The sequence below is a fragment of the Micromonospora sp. C81 genome (assembly GCF_018070425.1).
GTDB lineage: Bacteria > Actinomycetota > Actinomycetes > Mycobacteriales > Micromonosporaceae > Micromonospora > Micromonospora zamorensis.
In genome coordinates this window covers 402,497-418,806 of record NZ_JAGPXS010000002.1, presented here as the reverse complement: position 1 = coordinate 418,806, position 16,310 = coordinate 402,497, and the positions used below count along the sequence as shown (strand labels likewise).

General features: G+C 72.6%; 16 protein-coding genes. 12 read left to right on the top strand and 4 right to left on the bottom strand.

Going from position 1 to position 16,310, the window contains the following annotated elements:
* Window positions 1-7 precede the first annotated feature (7 nt).
* Both KBX46_RS05510 and KBX46_RS05505 read left to right on the top strand, forming a co-directional pair.
* Window positions 8-316 (top strand): hypothetical protein, encoded by a 309-nt coding sequence (locus KBX46_RS05510; RefSeq protein ID WP_088952069.1) that lies wholly within the window; start codon window positions 8-10, stop codon window positions 314-316.
* Window positions 317-381: 65 nt separating this feature from the next.
* Complete coding sequence (locus KBX46_RS05505) at window positions 382-873, top strand: hypothetical protein (RefSeq protein ID WP_141911579.1); 492 nt, start codon at window positions 382-384, stop codon at window positions 871-873.
* Between the two features lie 102 nt (window positions 874-975).
* Here KBX46_RS05505 and KBX46_RS05500 read toward each other — a convergent pair whose 3' ends face one another.
* Window positions 976-1,980, bottom strand: coding sequence for an ABC transporter ATP-binding protein (locus tag KBX46_RS05500; protein ID WP_210791309.1), 1,005 nt, complete (start codon window positions 1,978-1,980; stop codon window positions 976-978).
* Between the two features lie 2 nt (window positions 1,981-1,982).
* Here KBX46_RS05500 and KBX46_RS05495 point away from each other — a divergent pair, with 2 nt between their 5' ends.
* From KBX46_RS05495 to KBX46_RS05480, 4 genes are all read left to right on the top strand, one after another.
* Entirely contained in the window at window positions 1,983-2,669 is a 687-nt protein-coding gene (locus tag KBX46_RS05495; RefSeq protein ID WP_099849114.1) for an ABC transporter permease, read from the top strand.
* The gene (locus tag KBX46_RS05490) at window positions 2,666-3,406 is read left to right on the top strand and encodes an ABC transporter permease (RefSeq protein ID WP_088950526.1); all 741 of its coding nucleotides are present in this window, start codon (window positions 2,666-2,668) and stop codon (window positions 3,404-3,406) included. The genes KBX46_RS05495 and KBX46_RS05490 overlap by 4 nt, the downstream gene beginning before the upstream one ends.
* A gap of 201 nt (window positions 3,407-3,607) precedes the next feature.
* Window positions 3,608-4,612, top strand: coding sequence for a glycine betaine ABC transporter substrate-binding protein (locus tag KBX46_RS05485; RefSeq protein ID WP_141911575.1), 1,005 nt, complete (start codon window positions 3,608-3,610; stop codon window positions 4,610-4,612).
* Between the two features lie 108 nt (window positions 4,613-4,720).
* Window positions 4,721-6,298 (top strand): hypothetical protein, encoded by a 1,578-nt coding sequence (locus tag KBX46_RS05480; protein WP_210791307.1) that lies wholly within the window; start codon window positions 4,721-4,723, stop codon window positions 6,296-6,298.
* An 18-nt stretch (window positions 6,299-6,316) separates the two neighbouring features.
* On the opposite strand, the gene KBX46_RS05475 is transcribed toward KBX46_RS05480, so the two are convergent.
* Window positions 6,317-7,504, bottom strand: a complete 1,188-nt coding sequence (locus KBX46_RS05475; RefSeq protein WP_172862124.1) for an NADH-quinone oxidoreductase subunit D — start codon at window positions 7,502-7,504, stop codon at window positions 6,317-6,319.
* Window positions 7,501-8,802 carry an SAM-dependent methyltransferase gene (locus KBX46_RS05470; RefSeq protein ID WP_247666977.1) on the bottom strand — a complete coding sequence of 434 codons (1,302 nt, stop codon included), beginning with the start codon at window positions 8,800-8,802 and terminating at the stop codon, window positions 7,501-7,503. Before KBX46_RS05470 ends, KBX46_RS05475 begins: the two co-directional genes overlap by 4 nt.
* A 256-nt stretch (window positions 8,803-9,058) precedes the next feature.
* Here KBX46_RS05470 and KBX46_RS05460 point away from each other — a divergent pair, with 256 nt between their 5' ends.
* The 6 genes from KBX46_RS05460 to nadC all read left to right on the top strand — a co-directional run bounded on the left by KBX46_RS05460 (window position 9,059) and on the right by nadC (window position 15,096).
* Window positions 9,059-10,033 carry a Rossmann-like and DUF2520 domain-containing protein gene (locus tag KBX46_RS05460; protein ID WP_210791305.1) on the top strand — a complete coding sequence of 325 codons (975 nt, stop codon included), beginning with the start codon at window positions 9,059-9,061 and terminating at the stop codon, window positions 10,031-10,033.
* A 55-nt stretch (window positions 10,034-10,088) separates the two neighbouring features.
* The gene (gene panC, locus KBX46_RS05455; protein ID WP_210791303.1) at window positions 10,089-10,937 is read left to right on the top strand and encodes a pantoate--beta-alanine ligase; all 849 of its coding nucleotides are present in this window, start codon (window positions 10,089-10,091) and stop codon (window positions 10,935-10,937) included.
* A gap of 41 nt (window positions 10,938-10,978) precedes the next feature.
* Window positions 10,979-11,407 (top strand): aspartate 1-decarboxylase, encoded by a 429-nt coding sequence (panD, locus tag KBX46_RS05450; RefSeq protein ID WP_088950520.1) that lies wholly within the window; start codon window positions 10,979-10,981, stop codon window positions 11,405-11,407.
* Between the two features lie 98 nt (window positions 11,408-11,505).
* On the top strand, window positions 11,506-12,399 hold the full coding sequence (locus tag KBX46_RS05445; RefSeq protein WP_210791301.1) for a septum formation family protein: 894 nt from the start codon (window positions 11,506-11,508) through the stop codon (window positions 12,397-12,399).
* A gap of 109 nt (window positions 12,400-12,508) precedes the next feature.
* Window positions 12,509-14,203 carry an L-aspartate oxidase gene (locus KBX46_RS05440; RefSeq protein ID WP_210791298.1) on the top strand — a complete coding sequence of 565 codons (1,695 nt, stop codon included), beginning with the start codon at window positions 12,509-12,511 and terminating at the stop codon, window positions 14,201-14,203.
* Entirely contained in the window at window positions 14,200-15,096 is an 897-nt protein-coding gene (gene nadC, locus KBX46_RS05435; RefSeq protein ID WP_088950517.1) for a carboxylating nicotinate-nucleotide diphosphorylase, read from the top strand. Before KBX46_RS05440 ends, nadC begins: the two co-directional genes overlap by 4 nt.
* Before the next feature lie 17 nt (window positions 15,097-15,113).
* Here nadC and KBX46_RS05430 read toward each other — a convergent pair whose 3' ends face one another.
* Window positions 15,114-16,205: a hypothetical protein gene (locus tag KBX46_RS05430; RefSeq protein WP_141911562.1), complete on the bottom strand. Its 1,092-nt coding sequence runs from the start codon at window positions 16,203-16,205 to the stop codon at window positions 15,114-15,116.
* Between the last annotated feature and the right edge of the window lie 105 nt (window positions 16,206-16,310).

Sequence of the window (16,310 nt, the reverse complement as noted above, 5' to 3'; positions counted from 1 at the left end):
CGGCGACATGACCGACACACCTGCCGCCGCCCCCGGCGGAACCTCGTTCGAGGAACTCGACGCGTTGTCCACCGAGGAGCTGCGGGAGCGGGCGTTCGCCCTGGCCCGGGAGCGTCGCGACGTCAAGTTCTACTGGTCGGTGCTGCGGCACCTGCCGAACGCGGACGAGGCCACCGTGCTGGACGGCGCACCGAACTCGATCGGCCCGACGATCGACGAGGCCAACGCGCTGTGGCGGGAGCTGACCGGTCACGGTTATGAGGAGTCCGCGCCACTGCTGCGGGCCGCCTTCATCGACTACCTGATGAAGCACTGAGCCGCTCGGGGCAGCCCAGGTCCGGCCGGACGACCGGTTCGGGGCCTGGGCGGATCACGTCGCTCATGCACCGATCCGGCCCGGTCGGGCGCTACGGCACGGCGGCCGGCACCGGTGCTCTCGCCGTGTTGCTGCTGGTCGGCATCTGTGGCAGCCCGGCCTTCACCAGCTGGGCCGGTACGCAGACCGACCCGGACTCGGCCGCCGCCTTCTACGTGCGCCTGCTCGCGTGGCCGGCCTGGCGGCTCGACGCGGACGGGCAGGCCGGCGGGTTGTTCGCCGCCGACGTACGGGCTGTGCTGCTGGTGGTTCTCGCGGTGGGCCTGCTCTACCTGTTGCCCGCCGCCCAGGTGGCCCGGGTGCCCGGCTCGGTCAGCCAGTTCTTCTCGGGCTGGGCCGCGTACGTGTTGGCTGGCGGGCTCGCCGCCGTGCTCGCGGCGCTGCTCGGGCCGAACCCGTCGATGCTGGGTGCCCTGCAGGATGCCAGCACGGGCGCCGGCTACGGCTTCCTGACCGGGTGGATCATCGGCACCGCCAGCCTCGGCGGGCGCGCCTGAGCCGGTCGGCGCGGTCGCCCGTACGGCCGGCGGCCACCTGGACGTGACCGCCTCCGGCAGCGGGACCGGGCCGCCGACTGCGGCAGCCCGGTCGTCCTCGGGTCAGTGTGCCGGGCGGCCGAGGTCGAGCAGCCGCTGTCGGCTGAGCGTGCCCACCGGCCGGCCGCCGTCGGTCACCACGAGTTGGTCCCGTCCCGAGGTGAGCAGCACGGCCAGCGCGTCGTACGCGGAGCCGTCCAGCGCGACGGTCGGCAGGTCCGCCGCGGCGTCCCCGGGTACGGGTTCGAGCGACTCCCGGTCCAGTGGAGTGACCGCCAGCCGGCGGATGCCCCGGTCGGCGCCGACGAACTCACGCACGAACGGGGTGGCGGGTGCGCCGAGCAACGCGGCAGGCGTGTCGTACTGCTCCAGATGCCCGCCCTCGGAGAGCACCGCGATCCGGTCGCCGAGCCGGACGGCCTCGTCGAGGTCGTGGGTGACCAGCACGATCGTCTTGCGGACCTCGGCCTGGAGGCGGAGGAACTCCTCCTGGAGGCGCGCCCGCACGATCGGGTCGACGGCCGAGAACGGCTCGTCCATCAGCAGCACCACCGGGTCGGCGGCGAGTGCCCGCGCCACCCCGACCCGCTGCCGCTGGCCGCCGGACAGCTCGTGCGGGTAGCGACCGCCGAACTCGGCCGGGTCCAGCCCGACGAGGTCGAGCAACTCGTCGACCCGTGCCCGGGTCTGGTCCTTGGGCCATCGCAGCAGGCCCGGCACTGTGGCCACGTTGGCCCGGACCGTCTGGTGTGGAAAGAGGCCGACGTTCTGGATCACGTAACCGATTCGGCGGCGCAGTCGGACCGGGTCGACGTCGGTGACGTCCTCGTCGCCCAGCAGGATCCGGCCGGCGGTCGGCTCGATCAGGCGATTGATCATGCGCAGCACTGTCGACTTGCCGCAGCCGGAGGGGCCGATCAGCACCACCAGCTCGCCGGCCCGGACGTCCAGGCTGAGGTCCCGGACGGCCTCGGTGCCGTTCGGGTAGCGCTTCTGGATGCCCTGTAGGCGGATCGGCGCCGCGCGAGGGGATTCGGCCACGTCGGCGGCCTCCGGGGTAACGTCCACGTATGTCCTTCCGCCTGAGCTACCGGGCCGACCCGGGTAACCCCTGGTTCTCCTGGCAGTACGTGCGGGACAACTCTGACACGATCCTCGCCGCGGTGCGCGAACACGCCTCCCTCACCGGGCGAGCGGTGCTGTTCGCGGTGTTGATCGCCCTGCCGTTGTCCGTTCTGGCGTACTGGTTCCGCCCGCTCGCCGGCCCGATCCTCGCCGTCAGCGGGGTCGTCTACACCATCCCGTCGCTGGCGCTCTTCGCGTTCATCGCCCCCTACCTGGGCACCGGGACGACCACGGTGCTGGTCGGGCTGGTCCTCTACGCGTTGCTGCTGATCGTGCGCAACGTGGTGGCCGGGCTCAACCAGGTGCCTCCGGAAGTCGGCGAGGCCGCCGAGGGCATGGGCTACGGCCGGTGGGGGCGGCTGTTCCGGATCGATCTGCCGTTGGCGCTGCCGGGGATCGTCACCGGCGTACGGTTGGCGACCGTCTCGACCGTGGCGTTGGTCACAGTCGGGGTGCTGGTCGGGCACGGCGGTCTCGGGCAGTTGATCTTTGCGGGTTTCCAGAACAACCTCTACAAGGCTGAGATCATGACCGCCGCGCTGCTCTGCGTGGCGCTCGCGGTCGTGCTCGACCTGCTGCTCGTCCTGGTCGCCCGGCTGGTGACCCCCTGGTCCGCCCGGAGGGCACGGTGAGCGTCGCGGACAACCCGATCGGCCAGGCGATCGTCTGGATCAACGACCCACTCAACTGGACCAACCCCGGCGGCATGCTGGACCGCCTCGGTGAGCACCTGACGATCTCGGCGATGGCGGTGGCGCTCGGCTGCCTGGTGGCCTGGCCGGTCGGGCTCTGGCTGGGGCACCTCGGCCGGGGCGGTGGCCTTGTGGTGCTGGTGTCCAACGCCACCCTGGCCATCCCCACCCTGGCACTGTTGACCATCCTGCCGGTGGTCTTCGCCAGCGGCTTCGGGCGTACGCCGGTCGTGGTGGCGTTGGCCGTCTTCGCCGTGCCACCGCTGCTGGCCAACGCGTACACCGGGGTGCGGCAGGTGGACCCGGAGGCTCGCGACGCGGCCCGGGGGATGGGCCTGTCCGGCGGGCAGCTGCTGCGCCGGGTCGAGTTGCCGCTCGCGGTGCCCTACCTGGCGGCCGGTTTCCGGACCGCGGCGGTCCAGGTGATCGCGACTGCGGCGCTGGCCTCGTTCGTCAACGGCGGTGGCCTCGGCCAGATCATCCGCACCGGGTTCGGCCTGGGTGTCGCGGTCGGCGGGGGTCAGATCGTCGCCGGCGGTGTGCTGGTGGCCGGGCTCGCGCTGCTGGCCGAGGTGGTCCTCGGCGGCGTCGAACGACTGGTCACCCCTCGGCCACTGCGGCGCGGCCGGCAGCGCCTCGGACGGCCCCGGCCCGCCGACGCCACCGGGAACGCCTGACCCGTCCGGGTGAGCCCTGCGTCGAGCCGACGACCCGCATCCATCCGATCGGTGACGATGCGGTGACGAAGTCCACCTCAGGTTGTCGGTCGGTTCCGGAGCATGTTGGGTGGACATTCGCGGGCGACCGACAGTCAGGATCGCCCGTCGGACACGCGGCCGGCCTGGAACGGGCCGCGCCGGGACACGGAAGGCGGGCACATGCGCGCAGGTTCACGTCTGGCGATCGGTGCTGTCGGCGTCGTCGCCGGGGCAGCACTCCTCACCGGATGCGGTGGCGCCGGCTCGTCCGGCACCGACGCACCCCAGACGAGCGCCTCCGGCGCCGGGTGCGCCCCGGTCGCCGGTCAGCAGCTCATCGCTCTGCAGGACGACAAGAAGCTCCAGAACTCCGACAACGTCATTCCCGCGGTCAACAGCAAGGCGGCCAACCCGCAGCTGATCGCCGCACTGGACAAGGTCTCCACCACGCTCGACACCCCGAAGTTGATCCAGCTCAACAAGGCCGTCAACGAGGACCGCAAGACCCCCAAGGTGGCGGCCGAGGAGTTCGCCAGCGCCAACAACCTCACCGCGGGCATCGCCAAGGGCCCGGGCGGCGACATCACGGTGGGTGCCGGCAACTTCGCCGAAAGTCAGATCCTGGGCGAGCTGTACCGGATCGCGCTCACCGCCGCGGGCTACCAGGTCAAGGTGCAGCAGATCGGCAACCGTGAGCTGTACGCGCCGGCGCTGGAGAAGGGCGAGATCCAGGTCGTCCCGGAGTACGCGGCGACCATGGCCGAGTTCCTCAACACCAAGGCCAACGGCGCCAACGCCCAGCCGATCTCCTCGCCCGACATCAACACGACGGTGACCGCGCTGAAGACCGAGGGCGACAAGGCCGGCCTCACCTTCGGCACCCCGGCCGCCGCTCAGGACCAGAACGCCTTCGCGGTGACCCAGGCCTTCGCCGACAAGTACGGCGTTCGGACCCTGTCCGAGTTGGCCGCGAAGTGCTCCGGCAGCGCGACCGTGCTGGGTGGCCCGCCGGAGTGCGAGCAGCGTCCGTTCTGCAAGCCGGGTCTGGAGAAGACCTACGGGCTGTCGGTGGGCAAGTTCTCCTCGCTGGACCAGGGCGGACCGCTGACCAAGAGCGGCCTGCGCGACGGTTCGATCAGCGTGGGCCTGATCTTCTCCTCGGACGGCGCCTTCGCCACGAGCTGACCTCTCCCCCAGGCGCTGAGGACGCCCCCGCCCCGACCCGGGCGGGGGCGTCCGTGCGTCCGGGGACCCCGTTCCCTCCGGCGAATCTCCTCGGTAGGCTGCACATCCATGCCAGCCCCGGCCACCTCTGACGCCCGACGTCAGCCCCCGCTGTTGACCATGCTCTTCTGGGCGGGCGTCGCTCTGGCGCCGGTGGCGGCCCTGATCCTGCTGGTCGCCGACGGCAACGGCCCGCTGCGCTTCGCCGCGGTGCTCGCGATCCTCGCGGTGGTGCTGATCGGTCTCTCCATCGCGTTGCGTCCCGACACGGAGGGCGCCTCGGCACGAGCCGACGAGCTGCTGGATGAGATCGAGGAACTCCGGCGGGAGTTGCGCGCCGAGATCGTGGCCGCCGCGCAACGCGGCAACCAGGCACTCGACCAGGCGCAACGTGCCCAGGAGGGGATCGTCGCGGTCCGCCGCCGTCTCGACGCCAGCGGTGCCGCCCTCGCCGGCGCCGCCCCCGCCGCCGAGCCGGCCGGCGCCGGGCGGGCACGAGTGCCAGCCGTCGAGCCACCAGTGGACGACGTGCCGGTGGCCCGCAGCCGGGTCCAGGCACCGGGTGAGGCGTCCGCGGGCCGCGCCCGGGTCGCGGGCCCGGCCGACGCACCCCGGCGGGCTCGCTCCGAGCACAGGGAGGACGACGAGCCGGCGTACCCACGGGAGGCCGCGACGCCGCCGGCCGCCTCCGGGATGTACGGCGCGGAACGGCCGGCCGCCGCCGCGTACGGCTCAGCCCGCCCCCGGGAGCACGACCGCCCCGAACCGGGGCACCGGCCGGGCGTGGTCCGGCACACCGAAACCGTGCACGTCACTACAAGGCACACGGTGGTGGATGGCGGGCCGGCCGAGCCGGCTGGGCGTTACGGCGGTGGATACGCGGGCCAGTGGACCCCGCCAGCGCAGGAGTGGACCGATCGGCGCGACGCGTACGCCCAGCCCGACGAGCCCACCCCGGCGGCGCGGTCGCACCGCACGCCGGAGAGTCCCGACGCGCCCTCCTGGGACGACCCGGACGATCGTGGCTGGTCCGAGCAGCGCGATCGGGCGGGCGCCGCACCGCAGCCCGGGCCACCTCTGCGAGCCGACGACACCGGCGAGTACTGGTCGCAGTTGCGGGCCGGCGACCGGTGGGCCGCCGTCCGCGACGACGAGAACGGCCGTGAGCTGCGGGTCGGCGAGCGCCGGGCCGAGGTGCACGCCGACGCCACCGGCACCGAATACCGGGTGGCCGACCGCTGGGCCGAGGTCCGCCACGAGGAACCGCGCCGCCATGACGAGCCGCGCCGGCACGAGGACCCGCGCCGTTACGACGAGCCGCGCCGTTACGACGAGCCGCGTCAACACGAGGAGCCGCGCCGCTACGACGAGCCGCGCCGGCACGAGGATGCGCACCGCTATGACGAGCCGCGCCGGCACGAGGAGCGCGAGTCGTACCACCGGGCCGAGCCGACGGACCGGCCGGCGCTGCCGACGGGTGGCGTCCCGGTGCCGGACGAGTGGCGTCCACCGCGCCAGCGCGGCCACCAGGCCGAACCCGCCCCGGAACGGGCCGGTCGGCGCCGGGTCGACGAGCGCTACGGCTACCCGCCGCAGGACGACGTACCGCGTGCCGGTGGCACCCCGCCCGGCGACCGCTGGCGCTGACCGGTCAGGCCGCCCGGCTCACTTGTCGATGTCGCCGACCACGAAGAACATCGAGCCGAGGATCGCGATCAGATCCGGCACCAGGCAGCCGGGGAGCAGAGTCGCCAGCGCCTGCACGTTCGCGTACGAGGCGGTGCGCAACTTCAACCGCCACGGCGTCTTCTCACCCCGGGACACCAGGTAGTAGCCGTTGATGCCGAGTGGGTTCTCCGTCCAGGCGTACGTGTGCCCCTCCGGCGCCTTGAGCACCTTCGGTAGCCGGGTGTTGATCGGCCCGGTCAGCTGGTCCACCCGGTTCAGGCACTGCTCGGCGAGGTCGAGCGATGCGTACACCTGGTCCAGCAGCACCTCGAAGCGAGCGTGGCAGTCGCCGGCGGTGCGGGTGACCACCGGCACGTCCAACTCGTCGTACGCCAGGTAGGGGTCGTCGCGGCGCAGGTCCAGGTCGAGCCCGGAGGCGCGGGCCACCGGCCCGGACGCCCCGAACGCGGCGGCATCCGCGGCGGACAGCACGCCCACGCCCACCGTCCGGGCCAGGAAGATCTCGTTGCGCCGGATCAGGTGGTCCAGATCGGGCAGCCGCCGACGTACCTCACCGATCGCCGCGCGGGCCCGACCGGTCCAGCCGTACGGCACCTCTTCCTTGAGGCCGCCCACCCGGTTGAACATGTAGTGGATCCGGCCGCCGGAGACCTCCTCCATCACCGCCTGGATCGTCTCCCGCTCCCGGAAGGCGTAGAAGATCGGCGTGATCGCCCCGATCTCCAACGGGTACGAACCGAGGAACATCAGGTGGTTGAGCACCCGGTTCAGCTCCGCGAGGGCCATCCGCAGCCAGGTGGCCCGCTCCGGCACCTCCATGCCCATCAGGCGTTCCACAGCGAGCACCACACCAAGCTCGTTGGAGAACGCCGAGAGCCAGTCGTGCCGGTTGGCCAGCACGATGATCTGCCGGTAGTCACGCACCTCGAACAGCTTCTCAGCGCCCCGGTGCATGTAACCGATGATCGGTTCGCAGGCGACCACCCGCTCGCCGTCGAGCACCAGCTTCAGCCGCAGCACACCGTGCGTGGACGGGTGCTGCGGGCCGATGTTCAACACCATGTCGGTGCCGAGCTGCTGGTCGCCGGTGCCGGCGACCAGCCCGGCCCCGGTGCCGACGGTCAGTTCACGAAGGTCCCCGGCGTCGGTGGTCATGCCCGTCATCGTGCCACGGCCGGCTCGTGCGGGATGCCGACCGGTTGGCGCAGCCACCAGTGCCCGCCGAGCCCGGCCGGGTCGGTCAGCTCGGCCACCGCCGACGCCGCGGCCAACGCCCGCACATACCCGGCCGGGTCGGTGCCGGCCAGGCTGAGCGGCGGTCGGCCGCCGTCGGCCCCGAGCGCCCGCAGCGCCTCCCGCTGAAGAACCAGGGAGTACGCGCACCGGGCGACCTGAGAACCAGCGGAGGCGACCGAGTCCATGGCCACGTGCGCTGTCACATCACTCGACCCGTCCGGCACCGGAGGCACCTGCCGCCCACCCCGATACCCGGTCAACGTCCCGTCGACAGGCCGGTCGCCTCTCAGGTGCCCGTAGTCCACGGCCACCGCGAGCCCTCGGCTGATCTGTCGTACCGCGTTGGCCCACGCTTCATCTCTGCTGCGGCCGATCTCGGCTCGTAGGTAGTCACTGTGGGGGGTTTCCGCGCAGCCCGGCCGGCTCCGGGCGGTCAGGCTTGATCCCTGCGCCGGCCGGGCTGCCCGGAAACCCGACTCGCTTGCGCTGGCCGCGTCCGGCCAGGTCAACCCCAGATCCGGCTCACTGGCAGCACTCTGCGGGCTTGTGGGGCTGGGCCACCAGGTGGTGAGCCAGTCGAGATCGGCGGGGCTCACCCGCTCGCCGATCTCTTCCGCGCCGCTTTCGGGGTCAACCAGCACGTATCGCCAGCCGTCGGCGGTGTGCACCGCCACGTCGAGTGGGACGTTGTCCAACCACTCGGTCGCCAGCAACACCCCGTTGATCTCGGCGGGGACCTCAGACACCCAGGTGATCTCTTCGGGCAGGTTCTCGGGGCGGCTCGCGTACTCGACTGCTGTGAAGCACACGCGTTCCGCAAGCGACGGTCGAGCCGTGCCGGACGACGGCTCGTCCCGTAAGGAACGGGCGGAGGCCGCGGGAGTCAGGGTTTCCGGGGAGCCCGCCCGCGTAGGGATCAAGCCTGACCGCCCGGAGCGGGTGGGCTCCCCGGAAACCCCGACCGCGAGCCCGGCGGCGTCTCCCACAGTCAGCAGCAGAGTGCGGAGCAGCTCCCCGCGCCCAGCTCCCACGTCGACCACATCGAGCCGGGACGGGTGCCCGAGAGCAGCGTCGACGTCGTAGATCAGCCGCAGCAGCGCCGTGGCGAAGGCGGGGGAGGCGTGCACGCTGGTCCGGAAGTGGTCGGCCGGTCCGGTGCCGGCGACGAAGAAGCCGCTCGGACCGTAGAGGGCTCGGCTCATCGCGTCCCGCCACCGGATCGACATCAGAACATCACCTCTGGTTGAGCGTGGGTCACGGTGCCGACCCTACGGTCAGTGGTTACGACATGGACGGAACACCCCGGAGGCCCCAAACGGTGACATTCCGCCTGTTAGTAGGGGTCTCCTGTGCAATCGGATGGGTCGGCAGGGGACCCTTGTTTCGGTGGTGAAGGTTTTCACACATGCTTGTCCTGGTTCGGCGGGGCGGGCGCATACTTGCGATCGACCGGTACCCCTTCTCGAGGACTGGATCATCGTCATGAGCGCACCGCTGCGCCCGCGTCCGGCCGCCCCTCACGGGCCCGCCGCATCGCGGGATCGCGCCGTTCCCGGCGCCCCTGTCGCCCCCCGTCTGCTGACCGTCGGTGTCATCGGTGCCGGCCGCGTCGGAGCCGTGCTGGGCGCCGCACTCACCGCCGCCGGGCATCGGGTGGTCGCCGTCGCCGGCGACTCCAGCGCCAGCCGCGCCCGGTTGGCGCTGCTGCTGCCCGAGGTGCCGCGCCGCCCGGCCGCCGCCGTGGCCCACGCCGCCGCCGACCTGCTGCTGATCGCGGTGCCCGACGATGCCCTGGCCGGTGTGGTGGCCGACCTCGCCGACCGGGGTGCGCTGCGCCCCGGCCAGGTGGTCGCGCACACCTCCGGCGCGCACGGCCTCGCCGTGCTGGCGCCGGCCGCCGAGGTCGGTGCCCGGCCGCTGGCCCTGCACCCCGCGATGACCTTCACCGGTACGCCGGACGACCTGACCCGACTGGCCGGCATTTCGTACGGGGTGACCGCCCCGGCCGAGCTGCGTCCACTGGCCGCCCGGCTGGTCGCCGACCTGGGTGGCGTGCCCGAGTGGGTGGCCGAGTCGGACCGCCCGCTGTACCACGCCGCGCTGGCCCACGGCGCGAACCACCTGGTGACCCTGGTGAACGAGGCGGCCGACCGGCTGCGCGACGCCGGGGTGGACCGGCCGGAGAAGGTGCTGGCCCCGCTGCTGCGCGCCGCCCTGGAGAACGCCCTGCGGCTCGGCGACGACGCCCTGACCGGCCCGGTCTCCCGGGGCGACGCGGGCACCGTTGCGCGGCACCTGGCCCGGTTGGCCTCCACCGCGCCGGAATCCGTCCCCGCGTACCTGGCGTTGGCCCGACGTACCGCCGACCGGGCGATCGCCGCCGGCCGGCTCCGGCCGGTGGACGCGCAGTCGCTGCTCGGCGTGCTGGCCGACAACGGTAGGGAGGTGGCCGCGTGAGCGCGAGGAGTGAGCCGATCTTGCGAGCCCCGCAGTCGCGAACCGAGGTGTGGCGATGACGCAACTCGTGCACACGCGCGCCGAGTTGGCCGAGGCTCGGGCCGCGCTGAAGGGCACGGTCGGGGTGGTGATGACCATGGGCGCTCTGCACTCCGGGCACGAGACGTTGCTGCGCGCGGCCCGGGAACAGGCCGACCACGTGCTGGTGACGATCTTCGTGAACCCGTTGCAGTTCGGGCCGAACGAGGACTTCGACCGCTACCCGCGCACCCTCGACGCGGACCTGGAGGTGTGCCGCCGGGCGGGCGCCGACCTGGTCTTCGCCCCGTCGGTCGCCGACATGTATCCGGACGGCCAGCCCCGCGTACGCCTCGACCCGGGCCCGCTCGGCGCGGAGCTGGAGGGCGCGAGTCGTCCCGGCTTCTTCCACGGCGTACTCACCGTGGTGTTGAAGCTGCTCCAGCTCACCCGGCCGGACCTGGCGTTCTTCGGCGAGAAGGACTACCAGCAACTGACCCTGGTCCGGCGGATGACCCGGGACCTGGACGTGCCAGTCGAGGTGGTCGGCGTGCCGACCGTCCGGGAGTCGGACGGGTTGGCGTTGTCGAGCCGCAACCGCTACCTGAGCGAGTCGGAGCGGGCCGCAGCGCTGAGCCTGTCCGCCGCGCTGCGGGCCGGTGCGCGGGCCGCCGACGACGGCCGCGACGCGGGGGCGGTGCTGACCGCCGCGCACGCCGCGTTCGGAGCCGGTACGCCCGGCGCCCGCCTCGACTACCTGGTGCTCACCGACCCAGAGCTGGAGCCGGGGCCGGTTTCCGGGCCGGCCCGGCTGGTGATCGCCGCCTGGGTGGGCGCCACCCGGTTGATCGACAACGTGGCCATCCACCTCGCTCCGCGTCCCTGACCCGGCCGCCACCCTCCACCAATCCGCGAAAGGCCACCCCGATGTTCCGGACCATGCTCAAGTCGAAGATCCACCGAGCCACCGTGACCCAGGCCGATCTGCACTACGTCGGTTCCGTGACGGTGGACGAGGATCTGCTCGACGCCGCCGACCTGCTCCCCGGCGAGCAGGTGGCGATCGTGGACATCACCAACGGTGCCCGACTGGAGACGTACGTGATCCCGGGTGAGCGGGGTAGCGGCGTGATCGGCATCAACGGTGCGGCCGCGCACCTGGTGCACCCCGGTGACCTGGTCATCCTGATCTCGTACGGGCAGATGGACGACGCCGAGGCCCGGTCGTACCGGCCACGGGTGGTGCACGTGGACGCCGACAACCGGGTGATCGAGTTGGGTGCGGACCCGGCCGGCGTGGCACCCGGCATGGCCGGTGACCCGGTGCCCAGCCCGTTGGCGGTGTCCGCCGTCTGACTCCGAGCGGCCCGATTCCGCTCTGTCACCAGAAGGTCATTTGCGGTTACCCTGGGCGCGCTGGCGTAAGCCGGCGGGTGGCTGGGGGAGGCCGCTATATGCGCAGTGCCATGACGACTCTGTTTGCCGCTGCCGTGACGGCAACGTTGCTGGTCGGCTGTGCCGGCTCCGGCGGCCTGGATGGTGATCTGACCGACGACTGGGCGGCCCTGCCGCCACCGGCGGCGTTCACCCCGGCCGCCGGTGTGTGTCAGGTCGCCGATTTCACCGAGGTGGTCACCCTCGCCGCCTATGAGCCGGTGGACTGCGCCGGCCCGCACCGGGTGGAGACCGTGCACGTGGGTGCGTTCCCCGTCGAGCGGGCGAGTGCCCCGGCAGGTGGCTCGGCCGAGCTGCGGGGCGCGTTCGCCGAGTGCGACACCCGAGCGACCGGCTACGTGGGCGACGAATGGCGGGTTGGTCGGCTCCGGCTGTCCGTGGCGTTGCCCTCCGGGCCGGGCTGGGCGGCTGGCTCGCGCTGGTTCCGGTGCGATTTGATGGAGCTGACCACCGTGGAGGCGGCGCCCAGCGTGGTCGTCCGGTCGGGCAGCCTGCGGGACACGTTGAAGGGGGCCTCGGGGCTGCGGCTGGGGTGCCAGCAGACCGGCCGCACCGCCAGCCGGGTGCAGACCCTGGCGCCGGTGGAGTGCGGCAAGCAGCACGACGCCGAGTTCGTCGGGGTGTGGCGCGCGCCGGACACGGCGTACCCGACCAGGGACAGCGACTGGTCCCCGCTGTACGACGGCTGTCGCAGCGTCCTCGGCCGGTACGTGGGCGTGCCGGACGACGCCGACCTGAGCTTCCGCAGCGGCGTGGTGGTCCGTCCGCCGGGTGCGGGGCGTTGGCGGGTCGGTGACCGGGGCGTCCGCTGCTACCTGTGGCTCAGCGACCGTACGGTGACCGCCTCGCTGAAGGGCGCGGGCCCGGCCGGCCTTCCGGTCCGGACGAAGTGACCGCAGGGCCCCGGCTTGACGCGCCGCGGACGGCGCCGGACGGGGTAGCCGAAAACACTCGTCCCGCCCCCGCCGCCCCGAGCGAGGACCGTTCGGGTTGACTGGGAGGATGGACGTTCCGACCGTCGACCTGCCGGCCCTGCCCGCGTTACTGGCCGCGCCCGCGCCCGGCTGGGTCGAGACCACCGATGTCATCGTGGTGGGCTCCGGGGTGGCCGGCTTGACCGCGGCGTTGCACCTGCGTGAGGCGGGTCTGCACGTCACGGTGGTCACCAAGGTCAACATCGATGACGGCTCGACCAGGTGGGCGCAGGGCGGCATCGCCGCCGTGCTCGACCCGACGGACACCCCGGCGGCCCATGCCCGGGACACCGAGATCGCGGGAGTCGGTCTCTGCGACCCGGCGGCGGTCGGGGTGCTGGTCGACGAGGGCCCGACCCGGCTGCGGGAACTGATCCGGATCGGCGCCGAGTTCGATCGCCACCCCGATGGCTCGCTGATGCTGACCCGTGAGGGCGGCCACCGGGCGGACCGGATCGTGCACGCGGGCGGGGACGCCACCGGCGCCGAGGTGCAGCGGGCCCTGCACGCCGCCGTGCAACGCGACCCGTGGATCCGGCTGTTCGAGCACGCCCTGGTGCTGGACCTGCTGCGAGCCCCGGGCGACGGCCCGGACGGGCTCGGCCCGGCCTGCGGGATCACCCTGCACGTGCTCGGCGAGGGCAGCGAGGACGGCGTCGGCGCGCTGCTGGCCCGCGCGGTGGTGCTCGCCACCGGCGGCATGGGGCAGATCTTCTCGGCCACCACCAACCCGGCGGTCTCCACTGGGGACGGGGTGGCGCTGGCCATGCGGGCCGGGGCGGCGGTGACCGACGTGGAGTTCGTCCAGTTCCACCCGACCGCCCTGATCACCCCGCCCGGCGCGGGGGTGCCCGGTGCTGGGCACGCACAGCAGCCGCTGGTCTCCGAGGCGCTGCGTGGCGAGGGCGCGTACCTGGTGGACGCGGACGGCAAGCGGTTCATGGTGGGTCAGCACGAGCTGGCCGAGCTGGCCCCCAGGGACGTGGTGGCCAAGGGCATCCACCGGGTGCTGCTGGCCTCCGGGGCGGACCACGTCTTCCTCGACGCGCGGCACCTGGGCGGGGACTTCCTGGCCGGGCGGTTCCCCACCATCGTGGCGTCCTGCCTGGCGATCGGCGTGGACCCGGCGACCGACCTGATCCCGGTGGCACCGGCCGCCCACTACGCCTCCGGCGGTGTCCGCACCGACCTGCGTGGCCGCACCTCCATCCCGGGCCTGTACGCGTGCGGCGAGGTGGCCTGCACGGGTGTGCACGGCGCGAACCGGCTGGCCAGCAACTCACTGCTGGAGGGTCTGGTCTTCTCCCGGCGGATCGCCGAGGACATCGCGGCCGGCCTGCCCGAGCAGGTTCAGCCGGCCGACACCGGCGCCTGGCGTGGTGGTACGGGCTGGGTGCTGCCCGCGGAGGTGACGCCCACCCTGCAACGGGCGATGACCCGGGGGGCCGGGGTGCTCCGGTCCGCGGCGACGCTGGCGGAGACGGCCGCGACGCTGACCGAGCTGGGCGTGGCCCGGGGCCGGCCGCGGACCGCCGACTGGGAGGCGACGAACCTGCTCACAGTGGCGTCGACGTTGGTCGCCGCCGCGTACGCCCGTGGTGAGACCCGGGGCTGCCACTGGCGGGAGGACTTCCCGACGGCCGACGAGCGGTGGCTGGGCCACCTGGTCGGGTCGGTCGGGGCGCAGGGCCGGGTGACGCAACAGTGGGAGGGGAACTCGTGATCGAGTCGACGGAGACGGCGTTGCGGGCGGCTGGGTTGGACCCGGCGCACGTACGACAGGTGATCGAGGGTGCGCTGGTCGAGGACCTGGGCCCGGATTTCCTGGACGTCACCAGCGTGGCCACCATCCCGGCGGAGCAGACCGACACCGCCGACCTGGTGGCCCGTGCGGACGGGGTGTTGGCCGGGATGGCCGTGGCCGCCGCCGTGTTCGAGCTGGTGGGCGAGGTGACGGGCTTCGGTCGTACCGTCGAGGTGTCGGTGCTGGCCCGCGACGGCGAGCGGGTGGCCCGCGGCGACGTGCTGGCCACGGTGACCGGCCCGACCCGGCTGCTGCTCACGGCCGAGCGGACGGCGCTCAACCTGCTCTGCCGGATGTCCGGGGTGGCCACCCACACCCGCGCCTGGGCCGACGCCCTGGCCGGCACGAAGGCGATGGTGCTGGACACCCGCAAGACGACGCCGGGCCTGCGGGCGCTGGAGAAGTATGCGGTGCGCGCCGGCGGGGGCACCAACAAGCGGATGGGCCTCTACGACGTGGCCATGATCAAGGACAACCACAAGCTGGCGGCCGGGGGCATCACGGCGGCGTACCGGCGGGTCCGGGAGGCTTTCCCGGAGGTGCCGGTGCAGGTCGAGGTGACCACCGTCGACGAGGCGGTGGAAGCGGTGGAGGCCGGGGCGGACTTCCTGCTCTGCGACAACATGACGCCCGAGCTGCTGGCCGAGGCGGTGGCTGCGGTGGGTGACCGGGCCGAGCTGGAGGCGACCGGCGGGCTGACCCTGGAGGTCGCGGGCCGCTATGCGGCGACCGGCGTCGACTTCCTCTCGGTGGGCGCGTTGACCCACTCCTCGCCGATCCTGGACATCGCGCTGGACCTGCGCACCGAGTAGCGGCGCGCGTCGGTGTCTCAGACGGTGGTCAACGAACTGGTGGTGAGGTTGAAGATCACCCGGTTCTCGGTGTCCTGTCGGCCGTCCAGGCCGTACTTGGCCCGGAACAGCTCCAGCACCCGGTTGTAGATCTCGGGCGGCAGCTCGTCGGCCTCTCCGATGGCGAAGATCTCGCCGGCCGCCTCGGGCCGCTGCAGCACGACGGTCAGCCCGGCCAGGCCGTGCCGGGCCACGTTGCGCACCAGGTCGGTGCCGGCGATGTACCACTCACCGTCGGAGCGGACGTAGAGTGCGTCGCAGGTTTCCAGGTCTCGACCGGCTTGGCGCAGGCAGAGCCGCAGCGTGAGGCAGGCCGCCAGGTCCTCCAGTGGGGCGGTGTCCCACAGCTCGGCGAACCGGTCGTCGACGAACTCGCCCAGCGGGGTCGACACGAACGCCTCGATCTGCTGGGTGTCGAAGGTGCTGCCCTGCACGGGGAAGAACGAGATGAACGCCTTGCCGTCCCAGCGGTACATCTGCACGGAGGGCGCGGCGCTGTAGACCCGGACCTGGAGCCGGGCGCGGGCCGACTCGGGCAGTTCCTCGCTGAGCCGCGCAAAGTGCCACAGGTTGTTGAGGATGGCGACCGAGGCGTCCCGCCGGCGCACCTCCTCGCCGCGCAGCCGGACCGCCGGTGAGTCCGGGTCGAGGAGGAGCACCTTGACGGCGGCGCCGTTGACGAGCGCGGAGCGCAGCGCAGCCACGAAACGGGCAGCGTACGGGCCCTCCAGCATGCTGGTCCAGGTTTCCAGGATGGCCACGATCTCCCGGGACTGGGCGACCCGTTCGATCAGGGCGTCCCGGTCCAGTCGGGGGTGTTCGATGATGCTGACCGTCTGGAGTTCGCGGAAGAGCGGGTTGAGCACCACGTAGGTCAGCAGCGTCATGATCAGAGCGGCGCCGATGTTGAGGTAGAGGTCGCCGGTGAAGCTGCCGCTCTCCCGAATGGACGCCCGCCACGCCTGCACGATCATCCAGATCGCGCCGCCGGCCAAGGCGACCAGCACCAGCACGTGTCGTCGACGTCGGCGCAGGGTGTTACGACCCCGCACCCACCACGTCCCCGACATGTCCGCTCCCCGTCCGGCCCCGCCGTGGATTGACCCATGTTCATGTCGCGATGCTCCAAGGATACGGTCCGCCGGCCGGTCCGCACCTGCCCGCGCGGTCGTTGT

What these genes read in the sequence shown, in the direction of transcription:
- KBX46_RS05510 (WP_088952069.1), top strand. Translation starts at nt 8, where the DNA reads ATGACCGACACACCTGCCGCCGCCCCCGGCGGAACCTCGTTCGAGGAA.
- KBX46_RS05505 (WP_141911579.1), top strand. Translation starts at nt 382, where the DNA reads ATGCACCGATCCGGCCCGGTCGGGCGCTACGGCACGGCGGCCGGCACC.
- KBX46_RS05495 (WP_099849114.1), top strand. Translation starts at nt 1,983, where the DNA reads ATGTCCTTCCGCCTGAGCTACCGGGCCGACCCGGGTAACCCCTGGTTC.
- KBX46_RS05485 (WP_141911575.1), top strand. Translation starts at nt 3,608, where the DNA reads ATGCGCGCAGGTTCACGTCTGGCGATCGGTGCTGTCGGCGTCGTCGCC.
- KBX46_RS05480 (WP_210791307.1), top strand. Translation starts at nt 4,721, where the DNA reads ATGCCAGCCCCGGCCACCTCTGACGCCCGACGTCAGCCCCCGCTGTTG.
- KBX46_RS05475 (WP_172862124.1), bottom strand. Translation starts at nt 7,504, where the DNA reads ATGACGGGCATGACCACCGACGCCGGGGACCTTCGTGAACTGACCGTC.
- KBX46_RS05470 (WP_247666977.1), bottom strand. Translation starts at nt 8,802, where the DNA reads ATGTCGATCCGGTGGCGGGACGCGATGAGCCGAGCCCTCTACGGTCCG.
- KBX46_RS05460 (WP_210791305.1), top strand. Translation starts at nt 9,059, where the DNA reads ATGAGCGCACCGCTGCGCCCGCGTCCGGCCGCCCCTCACGGGCCCGCC.
- panC (WP_210791303.1), top strand. Translation starts at nt 10,089, where the DNA reads ATGACGCAACTCGTGCACACGCGCGCCGAGTTGGCCGAGGCTCGGGCC.
- panD (WP_088950520.1), top strand. Translation starts at nt 10,979, where the DNA reads ATGTTCCGGACCATGCTCAAGTCGAAGATCCACCGAGCCACCGTGACC.
- KBX46_RS05445 (WP_210791301.1), top strand. Translation starts at nt 11,506, where the DNA reads ATGCGCAGTGCCATGACGACTCTGTTTGCCGCTGCCGTGACGGCAACG.
- KBX46_RS05440 (WP_210791298.1), top strand. Translation starts at nt 12,509, where the DNA reads ATGGACGTTCCGACCGTCGACCTGCCGGCCCTGCCCGCGTTACTGGCC.
- KBX46_RS05430 (WP_141911562.1), bottom strand. Translation starts at nt 16,205, where the DNA reads ATGTCGGGGACGTGGTGGGTGCGGGGTCGTAACACCCTGCGCCGACGT.